Annotated in this window: 18 protein-coding genes; 11 read left to right on the top strand and 7 right to left on the bottom strand. The window is 60.2% G+C overall.

Going from position 1 to position 23120, the window contains the following annotated elements; genetic code table 11:
- Positions 1–180 precede the first annotated feature (180 nt).
- Complete coding sequence (locus QMK54_RS23335; protein WP_320401427.1) at positions 181–4284, top strand: DUF1592 domain-containing protein; 4104 nt, start codon at positions 181–183, stop codon at positions 4282–4284.
- 2 nt (positions 4285–4286) lie between these two features.
- Positions 4287–5651: a DUF1552 domain-containing protein gene (locus QMK54_RS23330; RefSeq protein ID WP_110662222.1), complete on the top strand. Its 1365-nt coding sequence runs from the start codon at positions 4287–4289 to the stop codon at positions 5649–5651.
- 76 nt (positions 5652–5727) lie between these two features.
- Here QMK54_RS23330 and QMK54_RS23325 read toward each other — a convergent pair whose 3' ends face one another.
- Positions 5728–5880, bottom strand: a complete 153-nt coding sequence (locus tag QMK54_RS23325) for a DUF3309 family protein (RefSeq protein ID WP_007973689.1) — start codon at positions 5878–5880, stop codon at positions 5728–5730.
- Positions 5881–6165: 285 nt separating this feature from the next.
- On the opposite strand from QMK54_RS23325, the gene QMK54_RS23320 reads away from it, so the two are divergent.
- The 3 genes from QMK54_RS23320 (at position 6166) to csrA (ending at position 7718) form a co-directional block, all read left to right on the top strand.
- The gene (locus QMK54_RS23320; RefSeq protein ID WP_008048965.1) at positions 6166–6981 is read left to right on the top strand and encodes an SDR family oxidoreductase; all 816 of its coding nucleotides are present in this window, start codon (positions 6166–6168) and stop codon (positions 6979–6981) included.
- A gap of 64 nt (positions 6982–7045) precedes the next feature.
- Positions 7046–7378: a YnfA family protein gene (locus tag QMK54_RS23315; RefSeq protein WP_320401426.1), complete on the top strand. Its 333-nt coding sequence runs from the start codon at positions 7046–7048 to the stop codon at positions 7376–7378.
- Between the two features lie 154 nt (positions 7379–7532).
- Positions 7533–7718, top strand: coding sequence for a carbon storage regulator CsrA (gene csrA / locus QMK54_RS23310; RefSeq protein WP_150717519.1), 186 nt, complete (start codon positions 7533–7535; stop codon positions 7716–7718).
- A gap of 4 nt (positions 7719–7722) precedes the next feature.
- On the opposite strand, the gene QMK54_RS23305 is transcribed toward csrA, so the two are convergent.
- The 5 genes from QMK54_RS23305 to mnmC form a co-directional block, all read right to left on the bottom strand.
- Positions 7723–7950, bottom strand: a complete 228-nt coding sequence (locus QMK54_RS23305; RefSeq protein WP_056727184.1) for a YheU family protein — start codon at positions 7948–7950, stop codon at positions 7723–7725.
- Positions 7951–8134: 184 nt separating this feature from the next.
- The gene (locus tag QMK54_RS23300) at positions 8135–9325 is read right to left on the bottom strand and encodes an osmoprotectant NAGGN system M42 family peptidase (RefSeq protein ID WP_223591135.1); all 1191 of its coding nucleotides are present in this window, start codon (positions 9323–9325) and stop codon (positions 8135–8137) included.
- Between the two features lie 170 nt (positions 9326–9495).
- Positions 9496–11244: an N-acetylglutaminylglutamine synthetase gene (ngg, locus tag QMK54_RS23295; RefSeq protein ID WP_320401425.1), complete on the bottom strand. Its 1749-nt coding sequence runs from the start codon at positions 11242–11244 to the stop codon at positions 9496–9498.
- 3 nt (positions 11245–11247) lie between these two features.
- Positions 11248–13020, bottom strand: a complete 1773-nt coding sequence (locus QMK54_RS23290) for an N-acetylglutaminylglutamine amidotransferase (RefSeq protein ID WP_320401424.1) — start codon at positions 13018–13020, stop codon at positions 11248–11250.
- 169 nt (positions 13021–13189) lie between these two features.
- Positions 13190–15169 carry a bifunctional tRNA (5-methylaminomethyl-2-thiouridine)(34)-methyltransferase MnmD/FAD-dependent 5-carboxymethylaminomethyl-2-thiouridine(34) oxidoreductase MnmC gene (gene mnmC, locus QMK54_RS23285; protein WP_320401423.1) on the bottom strand — a complete coding sequence of 660 codons (1980 nt, stop codon included), beginning with the start codon at positions 15167–15169 and terminating at the stop codon, positions 13190–13192.
- Positions 15170–15512: 343 nt separating this feature from the next.
- Here mnmC and pap point away from each other — a divergent pair, with 343 nt between their 5' ends.
- From pap to QMK54_RS23270, 3 genes are all read left to right on the top strand, one after another.
- Positions 15513–17036: a polyphosphate:AMP phosphotransferase gene (gene pap, locus QMK54_RS23280; RefSeq protein WP_320401422.1), complete on the top strand. Its 1524-nt coding sequence runs from the start codon at positions 15513–15515 to the stop codon at positions 17034–17036.
- A 102-nt stretch (positions 17037–17138) separates the two neighbouring features.
- Entirely contained in the window at positions 17139–18323 is a 1185-nt protein-coding gene (locus QMK54_RS23275) for a thiolase family protein (RefSeq protein ID WP_320401421.1), read from the top strand.
- 244 nt (positions 18324–18567) lie between these two features.
- Positions 18568–19527: a DMT family transporter gene (locus tag QMK54_RS23270; RefSeq protein ID WP_110657209.1), complete on the top strand. Its 960-nt coding sequence runs from the start codon at positions 18568–18570 to the stop codon at positions 19525–19527.
- 97 nt (positions 19528–19624) lie between these two features.
- Here the strand turns inward: QMK54_RS23270 and QMK54_RS23265 are convergent, their stop codons facing one another.
- Positions 19625–21019: a class II fumarate hydratase gene (locus QMK54_RS23265; protein WP_320401420.1), complete on the bottom strand. Its 1395-nt coding sequence runs from the start codon at positions 21017–21019 to the stop codon at positions 19625–19627.
- Positions 21020–21211: 192 nt separating this feature from the next.
- Between QMK54_RS23265 and QMK54_RS23260 the strand changes: the two genes are divergently transcribed.
- The 3 genes from QMK54_RS23260 to QMK54_RS23250 all read left to right on the top strand — a co-directional run bounded on the left by QMK54_RS23260 (position 21212) and on the right by QMK54_RS23250 (position 23092).
- Complete coding sequence (locus tag QMK54_RS23260) at positions 21212–21736, top strand: DUF2059 domain-containing protein (RefSeq protein ID WP_320401419.1); 525 nt, start codon at positions 21212–21214, stop codon at positions 21734–21736.
- 12 nt (positions 21737–21748) lie between these two features.
- Positions 21749–22048 (top strand): BolA family protein, encoded by a 300-nt coding sequence (locus tag QMK54_RS23255; protein ID WP_320401418.1) that lies wholly within the window; start codon positions 21749–21751, stop codon positions 22046–22048.
- A gap of 102 nt (positions 22049–22150) precedes the next feature.
- Positions 22151–23092: a rhodanese-related sulfurtransferase gene (locus QMK54_RS23250; RefSeq protein ID WP_110657203.1), complete on the top strand. Its 942-nt coding sequence runs from the start codon at positions 22151–22153 to the stop codon at positions 23090–23092.
- Positions 23093–23120: the final 28 nt, after the last annotated feature.

The raw sequence follows: 23120 nt of genomic DNA, 5'->3' as shown, positions 1-23120 counted from the left end.
TTCGAGCCATGTCTTGGTCATGCAGTGGAACCGCATTGGAAGACATTCCAATCGAAACGCCGGGGTTGGCTTGGCATTTTTCAGCCCGCCACTTCGGTTCAGGTGGTTCGCCGCAGGACACTGAATCTGCAGATTTGTCCGATGGGTTGAAACACTTGGCTGACGAGTGAGGCTCGCTTCATGAACAAGTCTGTCGGTGTGCTTCGTATGCTGTGGCTCGCGTGTCTGGTGGTGCTAGCGGTATTGACCAGAACAGCAGAGTCAGCTCCCTCACCTCGGTCCTGTACCGCACCCGCTTATGAGAAGGACACGCCCTATGAACAAGGGCAACAGGTACAGCACGCCGGCCAGCAGTTTGAATGCTGGAAAGATGACGAGGCACCGCTGGGTGTCGGCAGTTGGCAATGGTGCCGGCAACCGTCCTACGAGCCACTCCTTCCAACCAACCACTGGAAAGACGCCTGGAAGGAGCTCGGTGAATGCGGCGGCTTCGAGGGCAATCGGCTAACGCTGAGCTTTTCCACCCTTAGCGGCAAAGCACCGCTGAAACCGGCGGTGCCCGGTGTCGCTCGCGCTGATCAGATGCTCACCGGGACTTTGCGCTGCAAGGCCGAAGAGATTTCCATCAGCGCGAAGGCCAGCGAAACGATCCACCTCGATAATCTGAAAGCCTGCGACTACCAATTGGTGATGAACAGCGCTGATGGATACATCCCGCTGAACACGCCACGCATTGTCACGTTCAAAGAGGCGCAAGGGGCAGAGCAAGCCGTGACGGTGAAGTATCGTCCACCGGTGGATGTGAGCAAGCTCAGTGGTTTGCCGGGGATAAAGATCGAGCTGTTTGCCCAGGGTCTTATTCAACCCAGGCAGATGGCCATGGGCAAGAACGTATTGTATGTCGGCTCCAGTGCAATCCCTTCGTACGTCTATGACGGAAAAATCGGCGACATGATCTACGCACTGCCGCTGGATGGGGCCGGTAAACCGACGGGCATTCATGTCATTGCCAGCGGCCTGGAAGAGCCTCATGGCGTGGCGTATCGCAACGGTGATCTGTATTACTCGACCACGGGTGGTCTGTATCGCTTGCGTAACGCGGACGATCATTACAAAGACCCAAAACCCGAACTGGTTTTAAAATTTCCGGCAGACGACAACTTGTTTCCCTTGCCCCCTCTGTCGTCCGGTTCGAACACTCGCATCTGGCACATGAAACACCCCTTGCGCTTCAATCCACTGGATCCATTAGACAAATGGGTTTATACGGCGGTCGGCATTCCGTGCAACTTGTGCATGATTCCTGCTGACAAGCGCTATGGGACGGTCTTGCGCTACTCCCTGGAAACGGGGGCGTCCGAGATTCTGGCCACGGGGGTGCGTAACTCTGTCGGCTTCGACTGGAACCCCAAGGACGGCAAAATATGGTTCAGTGACAATAATCGCCAAGGCTTCCCCAACCCTGACGAGGTCAACTTTATCCGGAGCCCCGGATTGCATTTCGGCGTGCCTTATCGGTTTGGCAAGGACACGCCCGGATTCACCCAGGAGGAGTACCAGAACCCGGGTGTGATCCAGCCACCGCTGGTGCCCGGGGCCATTGTGTCCGACAAGTCGCTCGAGCAGATCAACCCCGCTGATTATGTGCCGGCAGCGTTTGAGTCGGGTACCAATACGGCGCCGCTCGGGGTCAAGTTCTGGTCAGGTTACCCGGCCGCTGCCGATACCCAGCATTTGCTGGTTGCCGTGCATGGTGCGGGCTCCACCACCCGTCCAGGCATGGACATACAAATGCTGACCATCCAGGGTGGTACCCGAGTGGTCAACCAGATCCCGCTGATCAATGGATTTGTGCAGGACCCGGATCGGTTTGATGTCTATTGCCTGGACAACTCGTGCATTGGGCGCCCCGTCGAGTTTCTTGAGCTGGCGGACGGCAGCCTGTTGATCAGCGACGATGTCGCCGGGGTCATCTATCGCGTGCGCTATGACGCAACCGGGTTGCCACAGACCGAATTGACGTTACGTCCAATGCTGGCACCCCCCGGCCTGGAAGACGAAATGATCAGCGGTTTTCTGATTGCCCCCGATGGCAATAGCCGGCTGGTGCAAATGTCATGGAATCCGTCAGACAATGAGTCCGCGCTGGTTCTCAAGGGGTTGCCGTATGGTGAGTATCAGTTGCGGTTGAATGATGTGAAAAACTGGATTCCCGAGGTGCGCAACACATCCTTCACGCTATCGGAAACCAACAAGACTCATACGATTATCCAGCGTTACCGCGAGCGGCCGATCAAGGTTGAGGTCAAGATTACGATCCAGGCACCGGCTAAACCTGCTTCTGTCACCGATGGCCAATGGCACATCACCCTGGTCAACGAGGCCCAGAGCAATGCTCAGCCACAGGTCATGAACATTCCGTGGGGCGGGACTACGACGCTGATCCTCGACTACGGCAAATACAAGGTTATCTACCCGTTTTACTCGAAGGAAAAGCCGGAGCCGGAACTGGAGACTGTGGTGATTGATGAGTCCAGTCAGGACCGGCAACTACCCGTCATAACTTACCAACATGTCGAGCGCCTGGGCGAAGCGGTCTTGGCGGGGGCCTGTACCAAGTGCCATGCGGTCGAGTACTTCAACAGTGCGAGCAAGGCCTTGCTCTGGAGCGTGGCGGGTCGGGACGCGCTGGTCAGACAAATCAAGACCATGCCGGTTTCAGGGCATTGCGACACAACCTGTGCGACGGAAATCAGTAATCACTTGTTCGACGTCGTCTGGAAACCTTACCTGGATCAGGGCGAATCCTATGGCGCGCGGCAGTTGCGATTGCTGACGCCAAGTGAGTATGCCGTCACCGTCTGGGACATTCTGGGTGTCGAAGTCAATCCCGAGAAGCTGCCGGCCGACAAGTCCGAAAAAGACTTCAAGTACCCAGGGGAAGCGAACATGGGCGTTCTGCAGGCAGAGGACGTCAAACTGTTTTACGACATGGCATTGTCGGTGGCAGAAAAGGTTTCGCCATCGCGGTTGAGAACGCTGGCAACCTCCCGGACAGGCATCGATCTGGTCACCTCACTGGGTTATCAGTTGTTCCGACGGCCTTTGACTGACGCCGAGCGGTTGCGTTACCAGAAAATCCTCGACGAGCAAGGGGCACCGGCTGTAGTCACGGCTCTGATGATGTCGCCGATCTTTCTCTATCGTTCTGAACTGGGGGCGGCGACAGCCTTGGCAAACAACGTGTACGAGTTGACGCCGTTCGAGGTAGCGACTGCGCTCTCTTACGCGTTCGAGGGCACGACGCCGGATGTTGAGCTGCTGGCCAAGGCGCAGCGTAATGAACTGCGGACCTCACAACAGATCTCTGCAGAGGTTGAGCGAATGATGCAAACGGATCGCGGCATCGAGCAGTTCAATCGATTCGTCAGCTACTACGTCAAGACCGCTCGGGGCGTGCAGGAAAAACCGGGGCTGAGCAAACACATGATCGAACTCATGGCCCAGGAGCAGTATTTGCTGAGCAAAAACATGTTGCTGAACTCGGGAACCCTGAGTGAGTTGTTCAACCCTGGTTACACCTATTTGAATCAGGACCTGGCCGCGCATTATGGAATCGGCGGTGTCACGGGCAGCACGATGCAAAAGGTCGTGGTGGACGAAAAACGGGGAGGGTTGTTGCATCTGGGGCTGACTCAAGCTGCCACGTCAGACTTGGTGAGCACTTCATTGGTCAAGCGTGGAATCATGGTGCGTGAGCAGATGTTCTGCCGTGAATTCGGTGCCCCGGTGGAGGCCCAACCTGAAGGCCCTAAGCTTCCAACCCGGGCAATTACCACCCGAGAATACTGGGATCTGGTAAACGGCGAACATGCTTCAAACGGGCGTTGCTGGCAATGCCATCAATTCATGAATGACACCGGGGCAGCGTCACAGAACTACGATGCGGCCGGCCGTTATCGCACCTTGGAAAACGCCTACAACTACGACCTGTATCCACAAATCATGCCGATCGACGCCTCCGGTCCGTTTATCACTTCGACCGGAACCGAACATATCAACGACGTTCGGGATATTGCCCGAATAATTCCACGTCATCCGGCATCTCAGTTCTGCATGGCCGACAGTTACTTCCGGTTTGTATTCGGTACCAAATCCGATGCCTCGACCTCGGGGACCGTGAAAGCGCTTGCCGATGGTTTGAAAACCTCAGGGTCCCTGGCAGAAATGTTGCGAACTCTGGGTACCTCCAAGGCGTTCATCTACAAGACCGAGAGGAACTGATCATGGGCATTTTGAAAAGTCGTCGACGCTTTCTTGCGGGTCTGGCTGCGACGAGTATTTTTGGTCCGTTGACCCAATTCGGATTAGCGCGAATGGCACTGGCGGGGCAATCCGAGCAAGCCAGGTTGAAGGTCGTGTTTGCGGTGATCCCCGATGGACTGGCGGTGGACTCCTACAATGGCGATGGTTTTGGTGATGGGCGCGGATTGTGGCATCCCACTGCACAGGGGATGGATACCACTGCCTTTACGCTGAATGAAGTCAGTTCAGAGCTGGCCGCCTATCGCAACCAGTCGTTGTACCTGCGCGGGATTATTCTGGGGCCGGGGAACGAGGGTCATAATGGCTGGAACTGGGTATTGCGTGATAGCGAAAAGAGTCAATCGTCTATTGACGTGTTGCTGGGGCAAGCGTTGCCGGGCACTGAGCCGTCCCACCGAAGTCTGTTTGCCGGCCCCCACGCCGGAATCGATGGAACGCCCTGGTTTGTGTCGTTTCAGGGAAGTGCGATTCGTACCCCCTACCGTGACCCCATGTTGATGGCTGAATCGTTGTTCAAGTCGCCCGCTCAGGCTCGGGGCGCACTACAGCCTGGGGCCGGTGCGCTGCTGGAGGCATCCCTGGTGGATATCCAGGAGCTCAGAGTCAAGCTTTCTGCCGGAGAGCGGCAAAAGCTTGATACCCATCTCGACTCGGTGGAGCAGGTCATCAAGGACCTGGAGGAAACACGGCCGCCCGTGGGGGCATGTGAGCCTGTGACGCTCGAGCCCCTGGATTACCGATCGGCAGTGCACCGTACCCGCATCCAGGCTGATCATCACAAAGTGGTGGCCACCGCCCTGGGTTGCGGGATAACCCGGGTCGCCACCCTTCAGATCGGGCGCTCGGCGGAGTCGCTCAATATCGTTGATGTCACTTCCACCAAGAATCCCCATGAGTGTGCACATCGTTACGCCGGGGTGGAGCCCTGGAGTGGAACACGGAAATGGTACGTCAAGCAGATCAAACTGTTTATGGATGAACTGGCCAGGTACCAGGACCCGCACGTGCCCAGCGACAATCTGCTCCAACATACACTCGTCATTCTCACCAGCGAAATGGCCGATGGAGCCCCTGAGCACATGGTCGATATGCCGATGTTATTAATGGGAGGCGCGAGCGGATTATTAAAAAGCGGGGACGGTTCAGGACGGTACTTCAACGTTACGTCGCAAGCCGATCGTAAGCACCACGCGGGGAATCCGGTGATCGGCAAGAATTTCGTCGACATGCAGCGTATTTGGGCAACAGTAGCCAAGGCCGCCGGAACCAGCGTGCCTTATGAAGGCAATATCGATCCCCTCAGCGGAATATTCACTAACGTATGAATCAAAACAACGATGCCAGTCAGATTGACTGACTGGCATCGTTTTTTTCGCTGGTTTCTATCTGCTTGTCAGACGTTCATATCCTGCCGAGCAAGAGCAGGATCAATAGCACCACCAATACGACGCCGATGATTCCGGACGGGCCATAACCCCAACTTCTGGAGTGCGGGAAGACCGGTAAACCACCGATCAGTAACAGGATCAGAATGATGATCAGTATTGTGCCCATGTCTTTTTCCTTGTCGAAAATGCAGTGGATTGACCTTGCCAATCAAGTTCAGCGGGAATGAAGTAAATTCGAGCTGCTTAAAAATTCCGACTCTTGCGACTGCAGGAAAATTCCAAGTTTTTTTGAAGTATTTCGCACGGGTTCTTATTTCTTTTGTGCTTGCCTTAGTTGCTTCAGGCGCTCCCGCGGTTTGCTCGGGCCATTCAGCAATCTGATGGAGCGTGGGTCGGGCAATTTCCTTCGCTACACTCGGTGCATCTTCCAAGAACGACAAGGCTGTTTGCTATGCAAAATCGCATGATGATCACTGGTGCAGGCTCTGGTCTGGGTCGCGAAATCGCGCTGCGCTGGGCGCGTGAAGGCTGGCAACTGGCTTTGTCGGATGTCAGCGAGCCCGGCTTGCAGGAAACCCTCAAGCTGGTCCGTGAAGCCGGTGGCGATGGTTTTATCCAGCGCTGCGACGTACGCGATTACAGTCAGTTGACGGCGTTCGCCCAGGCCTGCGAAGTCAAGCTCGGCGGTATCGATGTCATCGTCAACAACGCCGGCGTGGCGTCTGGCGGGTTCTTCAGTGAGTTGTCGCTGGAGGACTGGGACTGGCAGATCGCGATCAACCTGATGGGTGTGGTCAAGGGCTGCAAGGCTTTCCTGCCATTGCTGGAAAAAAGCAAAGGCAAGATCATCAACATCGCGTCCATGGCCGCGCTGATGCAAGGCCCGGCGATGAGCAACTACAACGTGGCCAAGGCGGGCGTGGTGGCGCTGTCCGAAAGCCTGCTGATCGAACTGGCGCATCAGGAAGTCGGCGTGCATGTGGTGTGTCCGTCGTTCTTCCAGACCAACCTGCTGGATTCCTTCCGCGGCCCGACCCCGGCGATGAAAGCCCAGGTCGGCAAGTTGCTGGAGAGCTCGCCGATCAGCGCCGCCGACATCGCCGACTACATCTACCGGCAGGTCGCCGCTGGCGAGTTCATGATCCTGCCCCACGAACAGGGCCGCATGGCCTGGGCGATCAAGCAGAAGAACCCGCAATTGCTCTACAACGAAATGACCGCCATGGCCGACAAAATGCGCGCCAAGGCCAGGCAGTCCGCAAGCTGATCTTGCTCGCAGGCAACGCTGTGGTTAGGGTGGCCGCCATCGGCCATCCTCGCGAGACGCTTACATGCTCAATTACCTGTGGTTTTTCCTCGCCGCGCTGTTCGAAATTGCCGGTTGCTTCGCTTTCTGGATGTGGCTGCGCCAAGGTAAAAGCATGTGGTGGGTGCTGCCAGCGCTCCTCAGCCTGACCCTGTTTGCCCTGCTGCTGACCCGTATCGAAGCGAACTACGCCGGCCGCGCCTACGCCGCTTATGGTGGCATCTACATCATTGCGTCAATTGGCTGGCTGGCCGTGGTCGAGCGGATTCGTCCGCTGGGGTCGGACTGGCTCGGCGTGGCGCTGTGTGTGGTCGGCGCGAGCATCATCCTGTTCGGGCCGCGATTCTCCGCGTCCTGACAGAGGGTTCCTACAATCCGCCGGCTTGTCGGACCTTTCCGTAAGCGCGGTGGCTCAGGGGCTGTCAGCTCGCTCCGGTTTGCTGTCGGAGCATTGTAGGCGTACGGCGGGCCGGGCATCTTCAGGGGCCGGTAACCCCTGAAGGACACTCCTCATGCTCGTACTCACTCGCGTTGTGGGCGAAAACATTTCCATCGGTGACAACATTACCGTGCGGGTTCTCGCGATCAACGGAAACAACGTTCGCTTTGGCGTCGAAGCGCCTCAGGAAGTGAATGTGCACCGCTGCGAAATCTACGAACGCATCCAGAAAAAACTGGCGAAAACCAAGGGACGCTGAAGATTCAGTCAAACAGGTGCTTGGGCACGTCGTGCTTGAGCATCAGTTGGCATTGCTCGCTTTCCGGGTCGAAGACAATCAGCGCCTGTCCCTTGGTCAATGCCTGGCGCACGCGCAGAACGCGGGTTTCCAGTGGCGTGTCGTCACCATTGTCCGTACCGTCGCGGGTCACGAAGTCCTCGATCAGGCGGGTGAGGGTGTCGACTTGAAGTTGGTCGTGGGGAATCAGCATAGGCACCTCGGTTGAATCAATGGCGCGATGCTACGGCGAATGGGCTGTTGCGGCTAGCCTTGGGCTGATGTGTTGTCTGGTCCGGCGTCTTCGCGAGCAAGCCCGCTCCCACAGTCGGTCGCATTCCCCTGTGGGAGCGGGCTTGCACCGCGAAGGCGGTTTACCAGGCAATGAACAGCCCGGATCAGTTCTCCGACCGCTGCCCCACCAGGCTGTCCACCGAAGGCACCCGCGTATCGCTTTCCATCTGTGTGTCATGTTCGAGTTGATGACTGAAGCGGTCCAGAGAGCCCGTGGCCGGTTGTGCATCGCTGGCAAACACCGGCGGGCTGAGGATGTACGCACCGAGCAGACGGCTCAGGGCGGCGAGGCTGTCGATGTGGGTGCGTTCGTAGCCATGGGTGGCGTCGCAGCCGAAGGCGAGCAGGGCGGTGCGAATGTCGTGGCCGGCGGTCACCGCCGAATGGGCGTCGCTGAAATAGTAGCGGAACAGGTCGCGGCGTGCCGGCAACTCGTTGTCGCTCGCCAGGCGCAGGAGGTGGCGCGACAGGTGATAGTCATACGGCCCGCCGGAATCCTGCATCGCGATGCTCACCGCATGCTCGCTGGAGTGTTGGCCGGGCGCGACCGGTGCGATGTCGATGCCGACGAATTCACTGACGTCCCAGGGCAACGCTGCCGCTGCGCCGCTGCCGGTTTCCTCGGTGATGGTGAACAGCGGATGGCAGTCGATCATCAGGTCTTCGCCACTGTCGACGATGGCCTTGAGCGCCGCCAGCAGCGCGGCTACCCCAGCCTTGTCATCAAGGTGACGAGCGCTGATGTGGCCGCTTTCGGTGAACTCCGGCAGCGGGTCGAAGGCGACGAAATCGCCGACGCAGATGCCCAGCGACTCACAGTCGGCACGGGTGGCGCAGTAGGCGTCCAGGCGCAATTCGATGTGATCCCAACTGATCGGCATCTCATCCACGGCGGTATTGAACGCGTGTCCGGACGCCATCAGCGGCAAGACGCTGCCGCGGATCACGCCGTTGTCGGTGAACAGGCTGACCCGACTGCCTTCGGCAAAGCGGCTGGACCAGCAACCGACTGGCGCAAGGGTCAGGCGGCCGTTGTCCTTCACCGCACGCACCGCCGCGCCGATGGTGTCCAGGTGGGCGGAGACGGCGCGGTCGGGGCTGTTCTTCCTGCCCTTGAGCGTGGCGCGGATGGTGCCGCGACGGGTCATTTCGAAGGGAATGCCGAGTTCTTCGAGGCGCTCGGCGACGTAGCGCACGATGGTGTCGGTGAACCCGGTGGGGCTGGGAATGGCGAGCATTTCCAGCAGCACTTTTTGCAGGTAAGCGAGGTCTGGCTCGGGGATTTTGCTGGTCATGGAAACTCCTGATGAGTTGAGCGCATCGATGGTTTCGATGAGGGGATTGGTTGCCTGTCACACCGCCTTCGCGAGCAAGTCGAATCGTCGCACCGCCGCTCCCACATTGGATCGCATTCCCCAGTGGGAGCGGGCTTGCTCGCGAAGGGGCCAGTCCTGACAGCACAGAACTAAGAGACCACCGGCTGACTGTGCGGAAACAACAAATCGACAAACCGCTCCGCCGTGGGCTGCGGTTCGTGGTTGGCCAGCCCGGCCCGTTCGTTGGCTTCGATAAACACGTAGTCCGGCTGGTCAGCGGCGGACACCATCAGGTCGAGGCCGACCACGGGAATATCCAGCGCCCGGGCGGCTCGCACAGCCGCGTCCAGCAGCGTCGGGTGCAGGATCGCCGTGACGTCTTCAAGCACGCCGCCGGTATGAAGGTTCGCCGTGCGCCGTACGAACAGATGTTCACCGGCCGGCAGAATGCTGCTGTAGTCGTAACCGGCGGCACGCAAGGTGCGCTGGGTTTCCTGGTCCTGCGGGATCTTGCTTTCGCCGCCCGTGGCCGCTTGCCGCCGCCGGCTCTGGGCTTCGATCAAGGCGCCGATTGCGTGCTGGCCGTCGCCGATCACCTCGGCCGGCCGGCGAATCGCGGCTGCTACCACGTCAAAACCGATCACCAGGATTCGCAGGTCGAGGCCTTGGTGAAAGCTTTCCAGCAGCACGCGGCTGTCAAATTGGCGGGCGGCCTCAATGGCTTGCTGCACCTCTTCGATGGACTGCAAGTCGACCGCCACCCCCTGGCCCTGTTCACCGTCCAGTGGCTTGACCACCACGCGCTGGTGTTCATCGAGGAACGCCAGATTGTCATCGGCGTTACCCGCCAGTTGCTGTGCCGGCAGGTTCAACCCGGCAGTCTTGAGCACTTTGTGGGTCAGGCTTTTGTCCTGGCACAGGCTCATGCTGATGGCGCTGGTCAGGTCGCTCAAGGACTCACGACAACGCACCCGACGCCCGCCATGGCTGAGGGTGAACATCCCGGCGTCGGCGTCATCGACCTGCACGTCGATACCGCGACGGTGAGCTTCCTCGACAATGATCCGCGCATAGGGGTTGAACGCGGCTTCCGGGCCCGGCCCGAGAAACAACGGCTGATTGATGCCGTTCTTGCGCTTGATGGCGAAGGTCGACAGGTTGCGAAAACCGAGCTTGGCGTAAAGGCTCTTGGCCTGGCGGTTGTCGTGCAGCACCGACAGGTCGAGGTAAGCGAGCCCGCGACTCATGAAGTGTTCAATCAAATGCCGAACCAGCACCTCACCGACACCCGGCCGCGCACATTGCGGGTCGACCGCCAGGCACCACAGGCTGCTGCCATGTTCCGGATCGTTGAAGGCTTTTGCATGATTGAGGCCCATGACGCTGCCGATGACTGCACCGCTGTCTTCGTCTTCGGCCAGCCAGTACACCGGGCCACCCAAGTGGCGCGCAGTGAGCAGGGTGGCATCGATCGGCAGCATGCCGCGCGCCTGATACAGATGATTGATGGCCTGCCAGTCGGCGTCGCTTTGCGCGCGCCGAATGCGGAAACCGCGAAACACCCGGGTCGCCTGGCGGTAATCGCTGAACCACAGGCGCAGGGTATCGGACGGGTCGAGGAACAGCTGCGTCGGCTCCAGCCCCAGCACTTGCTGGGGCGCGGCGACGTACAGGGCAATGTCCCGTTCGCCGGGCTGCTCGTTGAGCAACTCTGCAGCGAGGCTCGCGGCATCGGCAAAGGTGTGGCCGATCAGCAAGCGGCCCCAGCCGCAATGCACGGCAATCGGCGCGGCGCCGAGCGCACAGCCATCTTCGGCCAGGCGTGCCTGCAAGCGTTCGTAGGAGGGCGTCTGGCCGCGCAACAGGCGTTGGCTGAAAGCCGTGGCGTGAGGTTTCATCGGTCAGATTCCTTGTTCGCTGAGCCACAGGTTGAGGGCCGCCAGTTGCCACAGCTTGGAGCCGCGCAACGGCGTCAATTGTCCCTGAGGATCAGTCAGCAGACGGTCGAGCATCGCGGGGTTGAACAGGCCGCGATCCTGACTTGGATCGAGCAGCAGTTCGCGCACCCACTCCAGCGTATCGCCCTGCAAATGCTTGAGGCCCGGTACCGGGAAGTAACCTTTCTTGCGGTCGATCACTTCACTGGGAATCACTTGCCGCGCGGCCTCCTTCAACACTTGCTTGCCGCCGTCCGGAAGTTTGAAACGCCCCGGAATCCGTGCCGACAACTCCACCAGGCGGTAGTCGAGAAACGGCGTGCGCGCTTCCAGCCCCCAGGCCATGGTCATGTTGTCGACGCGTTTGACCGGGTCGTCCACCAGCATCACCGTACTGTCCAGGCGCAAGGCCTTGTCCACCGCCGCCTCGGCACCGGGCTTGGCGAAATGGGCTTTGACGAAGTCACCGGCGGCGTCATTCGCAGTCAGCCATTTCGCTTGCACCGTGGCGGCGTAGTCGTCGTAGCTGCGGTCGAAAAACGCTTCGCGGTACGCGGCATACGGGTCACTCGCGCCGTCTACTGGCGGATACCAGTGGTAACCGGCAAACAGCTCGTCGGCGCCCTGGCCGCTTTGCACCACCTTGCAATGTTTGGCCACTTCCCGGGACAACAGGTAGAAGGCAATGCAGTCGTGGCTGACCATCGGCTCGCTCATGGCGCGGAATGCGGCGGGCAGTTGTTCGATGATCTCTTTTTCATCGATGCGCAGTTGGTGATGCCGCGTTCCGTAGTGTTGGGCGATCAGGTCGGAGTACTGGAATTCGTCACCGCGCTCGCCACCGGTATCCTGGAAACCGATGGAGAAAGTCGACAGATTGTCCACGCCGACTTCGCGCAACAAGCCCACCAGCAGGCTTGAATCGACCCCGCCCGACAGCAGCACTCCGACATCCACGGCTGCCCGTTGGCGAATGGCGACAGCTTCGCGGGTGCTGTCGAGCACACGGTCGCGCCAGTCTTCGAGGGTCAGGTTCTGCTCATCGTCGTGTGGGCCGTAGGGCAGGGTCCACCAGGTTTCCTGCTCGGTGCGGCCATCGGCTTCGATGCGCATCCAGGTGGCCGGCGGCAGCTTTTCGATGCCCGCCAGCAAGGTGCGCGGTGCCGGGACCACTGAATGGAAGTTCAGGTAGTGATTGAGCGCCACCGGATCGAGGATCGGGTTGACGTCGCCACCCTTGAGCAACGCCGGCAGCGCGGAAGCAAAGCGCAGGCGCTGGCCGGTGCGCGACAGGTACAGCGGTTTCACGCCGAGACGGTCGCGGGCGATGAACAGACGTTGGGCATCGCGCTCCCAGATGGCAAAGGCAAACATGCCGTTGAGCTTCGGCAGCAAGGCCTCGCCCCAGGCGTGATAGCCCTTGAGCAATACTTCGGTGTCGCCGCCGGAGTAGAAGGCGTAGCCCAGGCTTTCAAGCTCCGTGCGCAGTTCCGGGAAGTTGTAGATCGCCCCGTTGAAGGCCAGGGACAAGCCCAATTGCGGGTCGATCATCGGCTGCGCCGAGCCGTCCGACAGGTCCATGATTTTCAGGCGTCGATGGCCCAGGGCAACCGGCCCCTGGCTATGAAAGCCCCAGGCGTCGGGGCCGCGGGGGGCCAGGTGATGGGTGATTCGTTCGATGGCTGCAAGGTCTGCAGGTTGATGATCAAAACGTAACTCGCCAGCTAATCCGCACATAAATTCCTTACCGGTTTTTCCGTTGGGGAGGGTCGATCGATACCGCGCCAAAACGGCGGGTACTCAGAAAGTGACCTGTATCGGTAAGGGGAGTTTTAGATCGATGAGTTATAAGCTGGCGAGCCTGGGTCGAGAGGCGCTGTGCGGGCGCTCTCGACGGCGGTATCGACTATTTGCCGCGGATCAGGCGTCGCAAGGCAAACCGGTTGGGGTGACAGGCTTCGGCCACGCTTCTGGGCAACGGCAGGGGTTCGTTGTCCAGCCACGCCGCCAGCAGTTCTCCGCACAGCGGCGCGGTGATCAGGCCGCGCGAGCCGTGGCCGCTGTTGATGTACAAACCGTCAAGCCATGGACATTCGACGTCCGGCACCTGTCGGGCATCCTTGCCCAGCGCTGCATACGCCTGAGCGAACGCCTGGGTATCGGCCAATGGGCCGACGATTGGCAAGTAGTCAGGGCTGGTGCAGCGAAATGCAGCGCGCCCCTGGAGGCTTTCAACCGCCAGTTTATCGGCCTGTAGACGTTCGACCAGATCGTGGGAAATCTCTTCGAGCATGGCCAGGTTGCCCAGGTGTTCGGCCGTGGTCGGCGTCAGGTCATCGCTGTTGAAATCAAAACTGGCTCCCAGCGTGTGTTCGCCCAGCCGCGCGGGGGCGACATAGCCTTCGGCGCAGACCACGGTGCCCAGGGCCTGGCTTTGCGGGGTTTGCGCCAGGCGGGTGATTTGCCCGCGAATGCGTTTGAGCGGTAGCTCGGCACTTTCGGGGAAACGCCGGATTTCGGCGGCACCGGCGAGTACCACCACCGGCGCGCTGGCGAGCAAGCACTCGCCGTTCCAGGCTTGCCACTGATCCCCAACCTTGTGCAGTTCCAGCGCATCGCGATGCGTCAGTAATTGAACTCGCGGGTGCCCGGCCTGCCACTGGCACAGCGCCGGGGGGTGAACCCAGCCGCCTTCGGGATAGAACAGGCCTCCGTTTGCCAACCCGATACCGGCCACGGCCTGCGCCTCGGATTGATCCAGCAGGTGCAGCAAGTTTGCCGGAAACGCCGCCGCCAACTGCGCCTGACGCTCGGCCTCCTTGGCATTGAAGGCCAGTTGCAACACGCCGCAGTCGTCCCAGTCGCGGCCCCGTTGCAAGTGTTCGAGCAGTCGCCGGGTGTAGCCGAACCCGCTGACGATCATTTGCGACAGCGCCGTGCCATGGGCCGATAACTTCAGGTAGAGCACGCCCTGCGGATTACCCGAAGCTTCCCGGGCGATGTCGTCGTGACGCTCCAGCAAAGTCACTTGCCAGCCCCGCGCGGCGAGGCTGGCGGCGCTGGCACAACCGGCCAACCCGGCACCGATCACCAGCGCCCGGCGCTCGCCGGTCAGCGCAGCCGGGCGGGCAAACCAGGGTTTATCGGCGGCCGGGGCAGGCGTTTCCTGGGGCCAGCCGAGGAACTCGCCGCGCAGGATCTCCCATTTGTGGCCGATGCCGGGGGTGCGTTTCATCTTGAAGCCGGCGGCATTGAGCAGGCGCCGCACCCAACCAGTGCTGGTGAAGGTGCTGATGGATGCACCGGGAGCGGCCAGGCGAGCCAGTTCGGCAAACAGTTCGGCGGTCCACATGTCGGGGTTTTTCGCCGGAGCGAAACCGTCGAGAAACCAGGCGTCGATCCGGGCATCGAGTTGCGGCAGTTGCTCCAGTGCATCGCCGATCAGCAGCGTCAGGGTCACGCGGCCGTTATCCAGCGTCAGGCGTTGAAAGCCCTGATGGATGGCCACGTACTGCGCCAGCAATTGATCGGCAAACACCTTGAGTTCCGGCCACAGCGCCAGGGCCCGTTGCAAGTCGGCCGGGCTCAACGGGTACTTCTCGACGCTGACAAAATGTAACCGCGCTCCGGCTGCCGCGTGTTGCTCGAACACCTGCCAGGCACACAGGAAATTCAGCCCGGTGCCGAACCCCGTTTCACCAATGACCAGCCGCCCGCCCTCGGGCAGGGCGGCAAAGCGTTCGGCCAAGCGATTCTGCTCGATGAACACATAGCGGGTTTCATCCAGCCCTGACTGGTCGGAGAAGTACACGTCGTCGAACACTCGCGAATACGGGCGACCGTGGTCGTCCCAGTCGAGTTGGGCGTGGGGCAATACAGGTTTCATGGCAGGCTCGGCAACGGCAAGGCGGCCATTCTAGCCGATTGAAGGTGTGGTGCTTGATCCGTGGCAAGGAAGGTGTTTCTGGATCAGCGAAACTTCGAGGTCGGGCGAAGGGCGATGTGCTTTTGTGGCGAGGGGGCTTGCCCCCGTTGGGTTGCGAAGCAGCCCCAAACCAGGCGACTACTTTGTGCCAGGAATCCCGAGTCTATCGATTTGACGACTGCTTCGCAGCCGAACGGGGGCAAGCCCCCTCGCCACAGGATTCGGGTCTGCTCCATGAATGGATTTCTTCCCCGCAGAAGAACTCCATCCGCTAGTCTTGCTCACATCTGGAAGGGAGCCGCTCATGTTTGAATCCGCCGAAATCGATCACGCCATCGACAAAGATACCTACGACGCCGAAGTCCCGGCCCTGCGCGAAGCGTTGCTCGAAGCTCAATTCGAATTGCAGCAGCAACGCCGCTTTCCGGTAATCATTTTGATCAATGGCATCGAAGGTGCCGGCAAGGGCGAGACGATCAAGTTGCTCAACGAGTGGATGGACCCGCGCCTGATCGAGGTGCGCACGTTCGATCAGCAAACCGACGAAGAACTGGCGCGGCCACCGGCCTGGCGGTACTGGCGAATGCTCCCGGCCAAGGGGCGCATGGGGATTTTTTTCGGCAACTGGTACAGCCAGATGCTGCAGGGACGGGTCCATGGCGAGTTCAAGGACCCGCGACTCGACCAGGCGATCAATGCCGCCGAGCGCCTGGAAAAGATGCTCTGCGATGAAGGTGCGCTGATCTTCAAGTTCTGGTTTCACCTCTCCAAGAAGCAAATGAAGGCACGCCTCAAGGCGTTGGCCGACGACCCGCTGCACAGTTGGCGCATCAGCCCGCTGGACTGGCAGCAATCGCAAACCTACGACAGGTTCGTGAAGTATGGCGAGCGAGTGCTGCGCCGCACCAGCCGCGACTATGCACCCTGGCATGTGATCGCCGGGGTGGATGCCCATTATCGCAGCCTGGCCGTGGGGCGGATTCTGCTGGCGGGGCTGCAGGGCGCATTGACGCGGCCGACGATCCATCCGGAAAAGGTCAGCGCCGCGCCAGTGGTCCCCAGTGTCGACCAAGTGAACCTGCTCGACAGCCTGGACTTGAACCTGAAGTTGGACAAGGACGATTACGAAGAACAGCTGATCACCGAGCAGGCGCGGTTCTCCGGGCTGATGCGCGACAAGCGCATGCGCCGCCACGCGCTGGTGGCGGTGTTCGAGGGCAATGACGCGGCCGGCAAGGGCGGGGCGATCCGCCGGGTGGCGGCAGCACTTGACCCACGCCAGTACAACATCGTGCCGATTGCCGCACCCACCGAAGAAGAGCGGGCGCAGCCCTATCTGTGGCGCTTCTGGCGGCACCTTCCGGCCCGGGGCAAGTTCACTGTGTTCGACCGCTCCTGGTATGGCCGGGTGTTGGTGGAGCGCATCGAGGGTTTTTGCAGTCCGGCAGACTGGTTGCGCGCGTACAGCGAGATCAACGATTTCGAGGAGCAACTGACCGATGCCAGGGTGATCGTGGTCAAGTTCTGGCTGTCCATCGACAAACAGACGCAACTGGAGCGCTTCGAGGCGCGCGAAAAGATCCCCTTCAAACGCTTCAAGATCACCGATGACGACTGGCGCAACCGTGAAAAATGGGATGACTATCGCGCGGCGGTCGGCGACATGGTCGACCGTACCAGCACCGAGATCGCGCCATGGACCCTGGTGGAAGCCAACGACAAGCGCTGGGCGCGGGTCAAGGTCTTGCGCACCATCAACCGGGCACTGGAACAGGCTTTCGAAAAGTCCGATCGGCATGAGAGCAAGAAGCACAAGGAAAAGGACTGAAACGATGGTTACGCATACGCGAGGTGAATGATTGTCGCGGTCGGTGAAGAGCTGGACTTATGCTCGGTCCACTCTCAACCGATAACAACAATGAGGTATGCCATGCGTGAAGTGGTGATCGTCGATAGCGTGCGGACCGGTCTGGCCAAATCCTTTCGCGGTAAATTCAACATGACCCGCCCGGACGACATGGCGGCACACTGTGTCGATGCGCTGTTGGCGCGCACCGGTATCGATCCGGCGAGCGTCGAGGACTGCATCGTTGGCGCCGGCTCCAACGAAGGCGCCCAGGGTATCAACATCGGTCGCAATGTCGCGGTGCTCTCGCGCCTGGGCATCGGCACCGCCGGCATGACCCTCAACCGCTTCTGTTCCTCGGGCTTGCAGGCGATCGCTATCGCCGCCAATCAGATCGCTTCGGGCTGCAGCGACATCATCGTCGCCGGCGGCGTCGAGTCCATCAGCCTGACCATGAAAAGCGTCAACACCGACAATCTGATCAACCCGTTGCTCAAGGAGCAGGTGCCGGGCATCTACTTCCCGATGGGCCAGACGGCTGAAATCGTCGCCCGACGCTACAGCGTCAGCCGAGAAGAGCAGGACTTGTACGCCCTGCAAAGCCAGCAGCGTACCGCGCAAGCTCAGGCCGCCGGGCTGTTCGCAGATGAGATCGTGCCGATGGCGGTGAAGTACCGCGTTGAAGACAAGGCAACCGGTCAGGCACAGATTCTCGATGGCATTGTCGACCGCGATGACTGCAACCGTCCGGACACCACCCTGGAAAGTCTGGCCGGGTTGAAGCCGGTGTTTGCCGAAGATGGCTCGGTCACGGCCGGCAACTCGTCGCAACTGTCTGACGGCGCCTCCATGACCCTGGTGATGAGCCTGGAAAAAGCGCTGGAACTGGGACTCAAGCCGAAAGCGTTCTTCCGCGGTTTTACCGTGGCCGGTTGCGCGCCGGACGAGATGGGCATCGGCCCGGTGTTTTCGGTACCGAAACTGCTCAAGGCCAAAGGCTTGCAAATTGCCGATATCGATTTGTGGGAGCTCAACGAAGCGTTTGCCTCGCAGTGTTTGTATGCGCGTAATCGCCTTGAAATCGATAATGACAAGTACAACGTCAACGGCGGCTCGATTTCTATCGGCCACCCGTTCGGCATGACCGGCTCGCGCCAGGTCGGGCATCTCGTTCGTGAGTTGCAGCGTCGCAATCTGCGTTACGGCATTGTCACGATGTGCGTGGGTGGCGGGATGGGGGCAACCGGGTTGTTTGAAGCGGTGCGTTAGTTTTCACTGTTTTGTGTGACTTGTCAGATCGCATTCGCGAGCAAGCCCGCTCCCACATTTGACCGAGTACTCAAGTTATATACGGTTGAATGTGGGAGCGACACGATTTGCCGACTCATCCAAAGCCCCCCTCAAAGATTACGACCTGCACAGTTTCATTCGCGGCCAGCCTCAAACTGTGCCTGTGTACACCACCGCTCCCGGCCTAGAATGACGGCTCCTGTCAGTTGGCGTTGGGGTTCACATGCACATTTCATCGGGTCGCTGGGTTTACGGCTTGTTCCTGGCCTTGTTGACCGCGTTGTTGTGGGGAATCCTGCCGATCAAGCTCAAGCAAGTGCTGCTGGTGATGGACCCGGTGACGGTGACCTGGTTTCGCCTGATGGTCTCTGGTAGCTGTCTGTTCATCTATCTGGCGGCGACCAAGCGCCTGCCCAGCCGCAAAGTGCTCGGGCCTCGCGGAGGCTGGCTGGTGCTGATGGCAGTGCTCGGCCTGGTCGGTAACTACGTGTTGTACTTGATGGGCCTGAACCTGCTCAGCCCCGGCACGGCGCAACTGGTGGTGCAGATGGGCCCGATCATGCTGCTGATCGCCAGTCTGTTTGTGTTCAAGGAACGTTTCAGCCTGGGGCAGGGGATTGGCCTGCTGGTGCTGCTGATCGGCTTTGCACTGTTTTTCAACCAGCGCTTGAGTGAGTTGCTTACCTCGCTGACCGACTACACCGCCGGCGTGCTGCTGGTGCTGCTGGCGTCCACGGTCTGGACCTTCTATGCCCTGGGGCAGAAACAATTGCTGACGGTGTGGAATTCGCTGCAGGTGATGATGGTGATCTACCTGTTTTGCGCCGCGCTGCTGACGCCGTGGGTGCATCCGCTCGAAGCGCTGCAATTGAATCCGTTGCAGGGATGGTTGCTGCTGGCGTGCTGCCTCAACACCCTGATTGCCTATGGCGCATTTGCCGAGGCCCTGGCCCATTGGGAAGCTTCCCGGGTCAGTGCGACACTGGCCATCACGCCGTTGGTGACCTTTGCGGCGGTCGCCATGGCGGCATGGCTGTGGCCCGACTATGTGCATGCCGAGACGATCAATGGTCTGGGTTATGGCGGCGCGGTGCTGGTGGTGCTGGGTTCGGCGCTGGTGGCGTTGGGGCCGTCGTTGATTGCCGGGTTGAAGGCGCGCAAGGTGCGGATGGCAGCCAGTTAGATCGCGTTATCGTACTTCGCGAGCAAGCCCGCTCCCACATTGGATCCCTGTGGGAGCGGGCTTGCTCGCGAAGACGGACTATCAGGCGCTACAGCACTCAGCCTTTGGCCCCAGCCTCCAGCATATTCTCCGGCCTCACCCACGCCTCGAACTCTTCGTCAGTCAGATACCCGAGTTGCAACGCCGCCTCGCGCAAGGTCAGGCCTTCGCTGTAGGCCTTCTTGGCGATCTCCGCCGATTTGTCATAGCCAATGTGCGGATTGAGTGCCGTCACCAGCATCAGGCCTTGTTCCAGGTGTTCAGCCATTTTTTCCACATCCGGCTCCAGGCCAGCCACGCAGTGCTGCTGGAAGTTGCTGCAGCCATCGGCCAGCAGGCGGATCGATTGCAGCAGGTTATGGATGATCACCGGTTTGAACACGTTCAACTGCAAGTGGCCCTGACTGGCCGCAAAGCCGATGGCGACGTCGTTGCCCAACACCTGGCAGGCCAGCATCGACAGCGCTTCGCACTGGGTCGGGTTGACCTTGCCCGGCATGATCGAGCTGCCTGGTTCATTGGCTGGTAGCTTGACCTCAGCGAAACCGGCGCGCGGACCGGAGCCCAGCAGGCGCAGGTCGTTGGCGATTTTCATCAGCGCCACGGCGAGGGTTTTCAGCGCGCCGGACAACGTGGTCAGCGGCTCATGGCCGGCCAGAGCGGCGAATTTGTTCGGCGCGGTGATAAACGGCAAGCCGGAGAGGGCGGCCAATTCTGCGGCAATGGCCTCACCGAAGCCGTGGGGTGAATTCAGCCCGGTGCCGACGGCCGTTCCGCCTTGGGCCAGCTCGCAGACCGCGGGCAGTGCGCTGCGGATCGCCCGCTCGGCGTAGTCGAGTTGCGCGATGAAGGCTGAAACTTCCTGACCGAAGGTGATCGGTGTCGCATCCATCATGTGCGTACGGCCGGTCTTGACCAGTTTCATATGGCGCGCGGCCAGCTCGGCCAGGCCACCGGACAGTTCGCTGATCGCCGGCAGCAATTGCTGTTGCACCGCCTGGACAGCCGCGATGTGCATGGCGGTGGGGAAGCAGTCGTTGGAGCTCTGGGAACGATTGACGTGGTCGTTGGGGTGCACTGGGGACTTGCCGCCCCGGGGGTTGCCGGCCAGCTCGTTGGCGCGACCGGCGATCACTTCGTTGACGTTCATGTTGCTCTGGGTGCCGCTGCCGGTTTGCCAGACCACCAGCGGAAACTGGTCGTCGTGGTCGCCGGCGAGCACTTCGTCGGCCGCCTGCTCGATCAGGCGGGCGATATCGGCGGGCACGTCGCCGTTGCGATCATTGACCCGCGCCGCGGCTTTCTTGATCAGCGCCAGGGCATGCAACACCGCCAACGGCATGCGTTCGTTGCCGATGGCGAAGTTGATCAGCGAGCGTTGCGTCTGAGCGCCCCAATAGGCTTCATCCGGGACTTCAACCTGGCCGAGGCTGTCGGTTTCGATACGGCTCATCTTGCTCACTCCTGTAGGTCCGATTGCGCAGTTTAGGCCGTGGTCGACGGCCGGGGTTCCATCTGTCTCGAATTCAACCATTGAAGCCCTCTAAATCAGGCGCGACAAGGCTTGGGGTTGAGCGACACAGTTTTTTAGGCGCAGAATGGACGCCCTTGGGGTCTTACCTCGCCAGCTAGAAAAGGAAACTCGATGACTCGTCTTCGTGCCATCTGTACCGCCGTTGCTTTGGTCTGCGCCAGCGGCCAGGTTCTTGCCGACACCGCTAGCCATAACGCCAGTGCCGAGGCTTTCCTGACCATGGCGCACGCTGACAAACTGGGCACCCCGGTGTACATGCAAGTACAGCAGATGTTTGCCCAACGGTTTGAACAGACCAAAGCCCCTGAGTCGAAAAAAGCCGTGCTGGAAACTTACCAGGCCAAGGCCAACGCCGCTCTGGACCAGGCCATTGGCTGGAACAAGCTGAAGCCGGACATGGTCAAGCTCTACACCACTAACTTCACCGAATCCGAGCTCAAGGACCTGGTCGCGTTCTACCAGTCGCCACTGGGCAAGAAAGTCCTGGAAAAAATGCCCCAGCTGACCCAACAATCGGCCCAGATGACCCAGGCCAAGCTGGAAAGCGCAGTGCCGGTGGTCAACAAGCTGCTGGCTGACATGACCGCCGAACTGTCGCCGAAAGACGCGGCTGCGCCAGCCAAGAAAAAGCCTTAAGCGGAGTTCGGTATGACCATGCAACAACGCATTGAATCGACGCTGGGCCTGCTTCAGCCCGAGCATCTGCAAGTGCTGGATGAGAGCCACATGCACAGCCGTGGGCTGCAAACCCATTTCAAGGCCGTGGTGGTCAGTGCGCAGTTCGATGGCCTGAACCGGGTCAAGCGCCACCAGAAGGTCTACGGCACGCTCGGCGAGCTGATGGGCGAGTTCCATGCGTTGGCGCTGCATACCTACACGCCGGAGGAATGGGCACGGATCGACGCGGCCCCGGCCTCGCCGACCTGTGCCGGCGGCAGCAAGCACTAAACCCCCGTTTTTTGTTAGAATGCCCAACGCGCCGCTGACCCGGCGCGTTTTTTTTCGCATCCGGTTCACCCCTTACGAGGGTAGCCACCTGGAGATTTACCCATGACACAACAGATTGTCGTGGCGGCACTGTATAAGTTCGTCACCCTGGAAGATTACGTCGCCCTGCGCGAGCCACTGCTGCAAGCGATGGTCGACAACGGCATCAAGGGCACCCTGCTGATTGCCGAAGAAGGCATCAACGGCACCGTGTCCGGTAGCCGCGAAGGCATCGACGGGCTGATGGCCTGGCTCAAGAATGACCCGCGCATGGACGACATCGACCATAAAGAGTCGTTCTGCGACGAGCAGCCGTTCTACCGCACCAAGGTCAAGCTCAAGAAAGAAATCGTCACCCTCGGCGTGGAGGGCGTGGACCCGAACAAAAAGGTCGGCACCTACGTCGATCCGCAGGACTGGAATGCGCTGATCAGCGACCCGGAAGTGTTGTTGATCGACACCCGTAACGACTACGAAGTCTCGATCGGTACCTTCGAAGGTGCCATCGACCCGAAAACCACCAGTTTTCGCGAATTTCCTGACTACATCAAAGCTAACTTCGACCCGGCCGTGCACAAGAAGGTCGCGATGTTCTGCACCGGCGGCATCCGTTGCGAGAAAGCGTCGAGCTACATGCTCAGCGAGGGTTATGGTGAGGTTTACCACCTCAAGGGCGGCATCCTGAAGTACCTCGAAGAGGTGCCGCAGGAAGAAACCAAATGGCAGGGCGACTGCTTCGTGTTCGATAACCGCGTGACAGTTCGTCATGACCTGAGCGAGGGCGACTACGACCAATGTCATGCCTGCCGCACACCGGTCAGCGTGGAAGACCGCGCGTCCGAGCATTATGTGGCCGGCATCAGTTGCCCGCATTGCTGGGATAAGCTGAGCGAGAAGACCCGTCGCAGTGCCATCGACCGGCAGAAGCAGATCGAACTGGCCAAGGCTCGCAATCAGCCTCACCCGATCGGCTACAACTATAAGCAAGCATCCTCCGAGGCCTGAACCATGTCTGCGCGCCTGCTCTATGTGA

It is taken from the genome of Pseudomonas sp. P5_109 (genome assembly GCF_034009455.1).
GTDB lineage: Bacteria > Pseudomonadota > Gammaproteobacteria > Pseudomonadales > Pseudomonadaceae > Aquipseudomonas.
The sequence above is the reverse complement of the archived record's forward strand: the minus strand, read 5'-3'. Positions and strand labels throughout refer to the sequence as shown.

What these genes read in the sequence shown, in the direction of transcription:
- QMK54_RS23335 (WP_320401427.1), top strand. Translation starts at nt 181, where the DNA reads ATGAACAAGTCTGTCGGTGTGCTTCGTATGCTGTGGCTCGCGTGTCTG.
- QMK54_RS23255 (WP_320401418.1), top strand. Translation starts at nt 21,749, where the DNA reads ATGACCATGCAACAACGCATTGAATCGACGCTGGGCCTGCTTCAGCCC.
- QMK54_RS23315 (WP_320401426.1), top strand. Translation starts at nt 7,046, where the DNA reads ATGCTCAATTACCTGTGGTTTTTCCTCGCCGCGCTGTTCGAAATTGCC.
- ngg (WP_320401425.1), bottom strand. Translation starts at nt 11,244, where the DNA reads ATGAAACCTCACGCCACGGCTTTCAGCCAACGCCTGTTGCGCGGCCAG.
- QMK54_RS23275 (WP_320401421.1), top strand. Translation starts at nt 17,139, where the DNA reads ATGCGTGAAGTGGTGATCGTCGATAGCGTGCGGACCGGTCTGGCCAAA.
- QMK54_RS23265 (WP_320401420.1), bottom strand. Translation starts at nt 21,019, where the DNA reads ATGAGCCGTATCGAAACCGACAGCCTCGGCCAGGTTGAAGTCCCGGAT.
- QMK54_RS23290 (WP_320401424.1), bottom strand. Translation starts at nt 13,020, where the DNA reads ATGTGCGGATTAGCTGGCGAGTTACGTTTTGATCATCAACCTGCAGAC.
- QMK54_RS23325 (WP_007973689.1), bottom strand. Translation starts at nt 5,880, where the DNA reads ATGGGCACAATACTGATCATCATTCTGATCCTGTTACTGATCGGTGGT.
- QMK54_RS23320 (WP_008048965.1), top strand. Translation starts at nt 6,166, where the DNA reads ATGCAAAATCGCATGATGATCACTGGTGCAGGCTCTGGTCTGGGTCGC.
- mnmC (WP_320401423.1), bottom strand. Translation starts at nt 15,169, where the DNA reads ATGAAACCTGTATTGCCCCACGCCCAACTCGACTGGGACGACCACGGT.
- csrA (WP_150717519.1), top strand. Translation starts at nt 7,533, where the DNA reads ATGCTCGTACTCACTCGCGTTGTGGGCGAAAACATTTCCATCGGTGAC.
- QMK54_RS23270 (WP_110657209.1), top strand. Translation starts at nt 18,568, where the DNA reads ATGCACATTTCATCGGGTCGCTGGGTTTACGGCTTGTTCCTGGCCTTG.
- QMK54_RS23250 (WP_110657203.1), top strand. Translation starts at nt 22,151, where the DNA reads ATGACACAACAGATTGTCGTGGCGGCACTGTATAAGTTCGTCACCCTG.
- QMK54_RS23260 (WP_320401419.1), top strand. Translation starts at nt 21,212, where the DNA reads ATGACTCGTCTTCGTGCCATCTGTACCGCCGTTGCTTTGGTCTGCGCC.
- QMK54_RS23305 (WP_056727184.1), bottom strand. Translation starts at nt 7,950, where the DNA reads ATGCTGATTCCCCACGACCAACTTCAAGTCGACACCCTCACCCGCCTG.
- pap (WP_320401422.1), top strand. Translation starts at nt 15,513, where the DNA reads ATGTTTGAATCCGCCGAAATCGATCACGCCATCGACAAAGATACCTAC.
- QMK54_RS23300 (WP_223591135.1), bottom strand. Translation starts at nt 9,325, where the DNA reads ATGACCAGCAAAATCCCCGAGCCAGACCTCGCTTACCTGCAAAAAGTG.
- QMK54_RS23330 (WP_110662222.1), top strand. Translation starts at nt 4,287, where the DNA reads ATGGGCATTTTGAAAAGTCGTCGACGCTTTCTTGCGGGTCTGGCTGCG.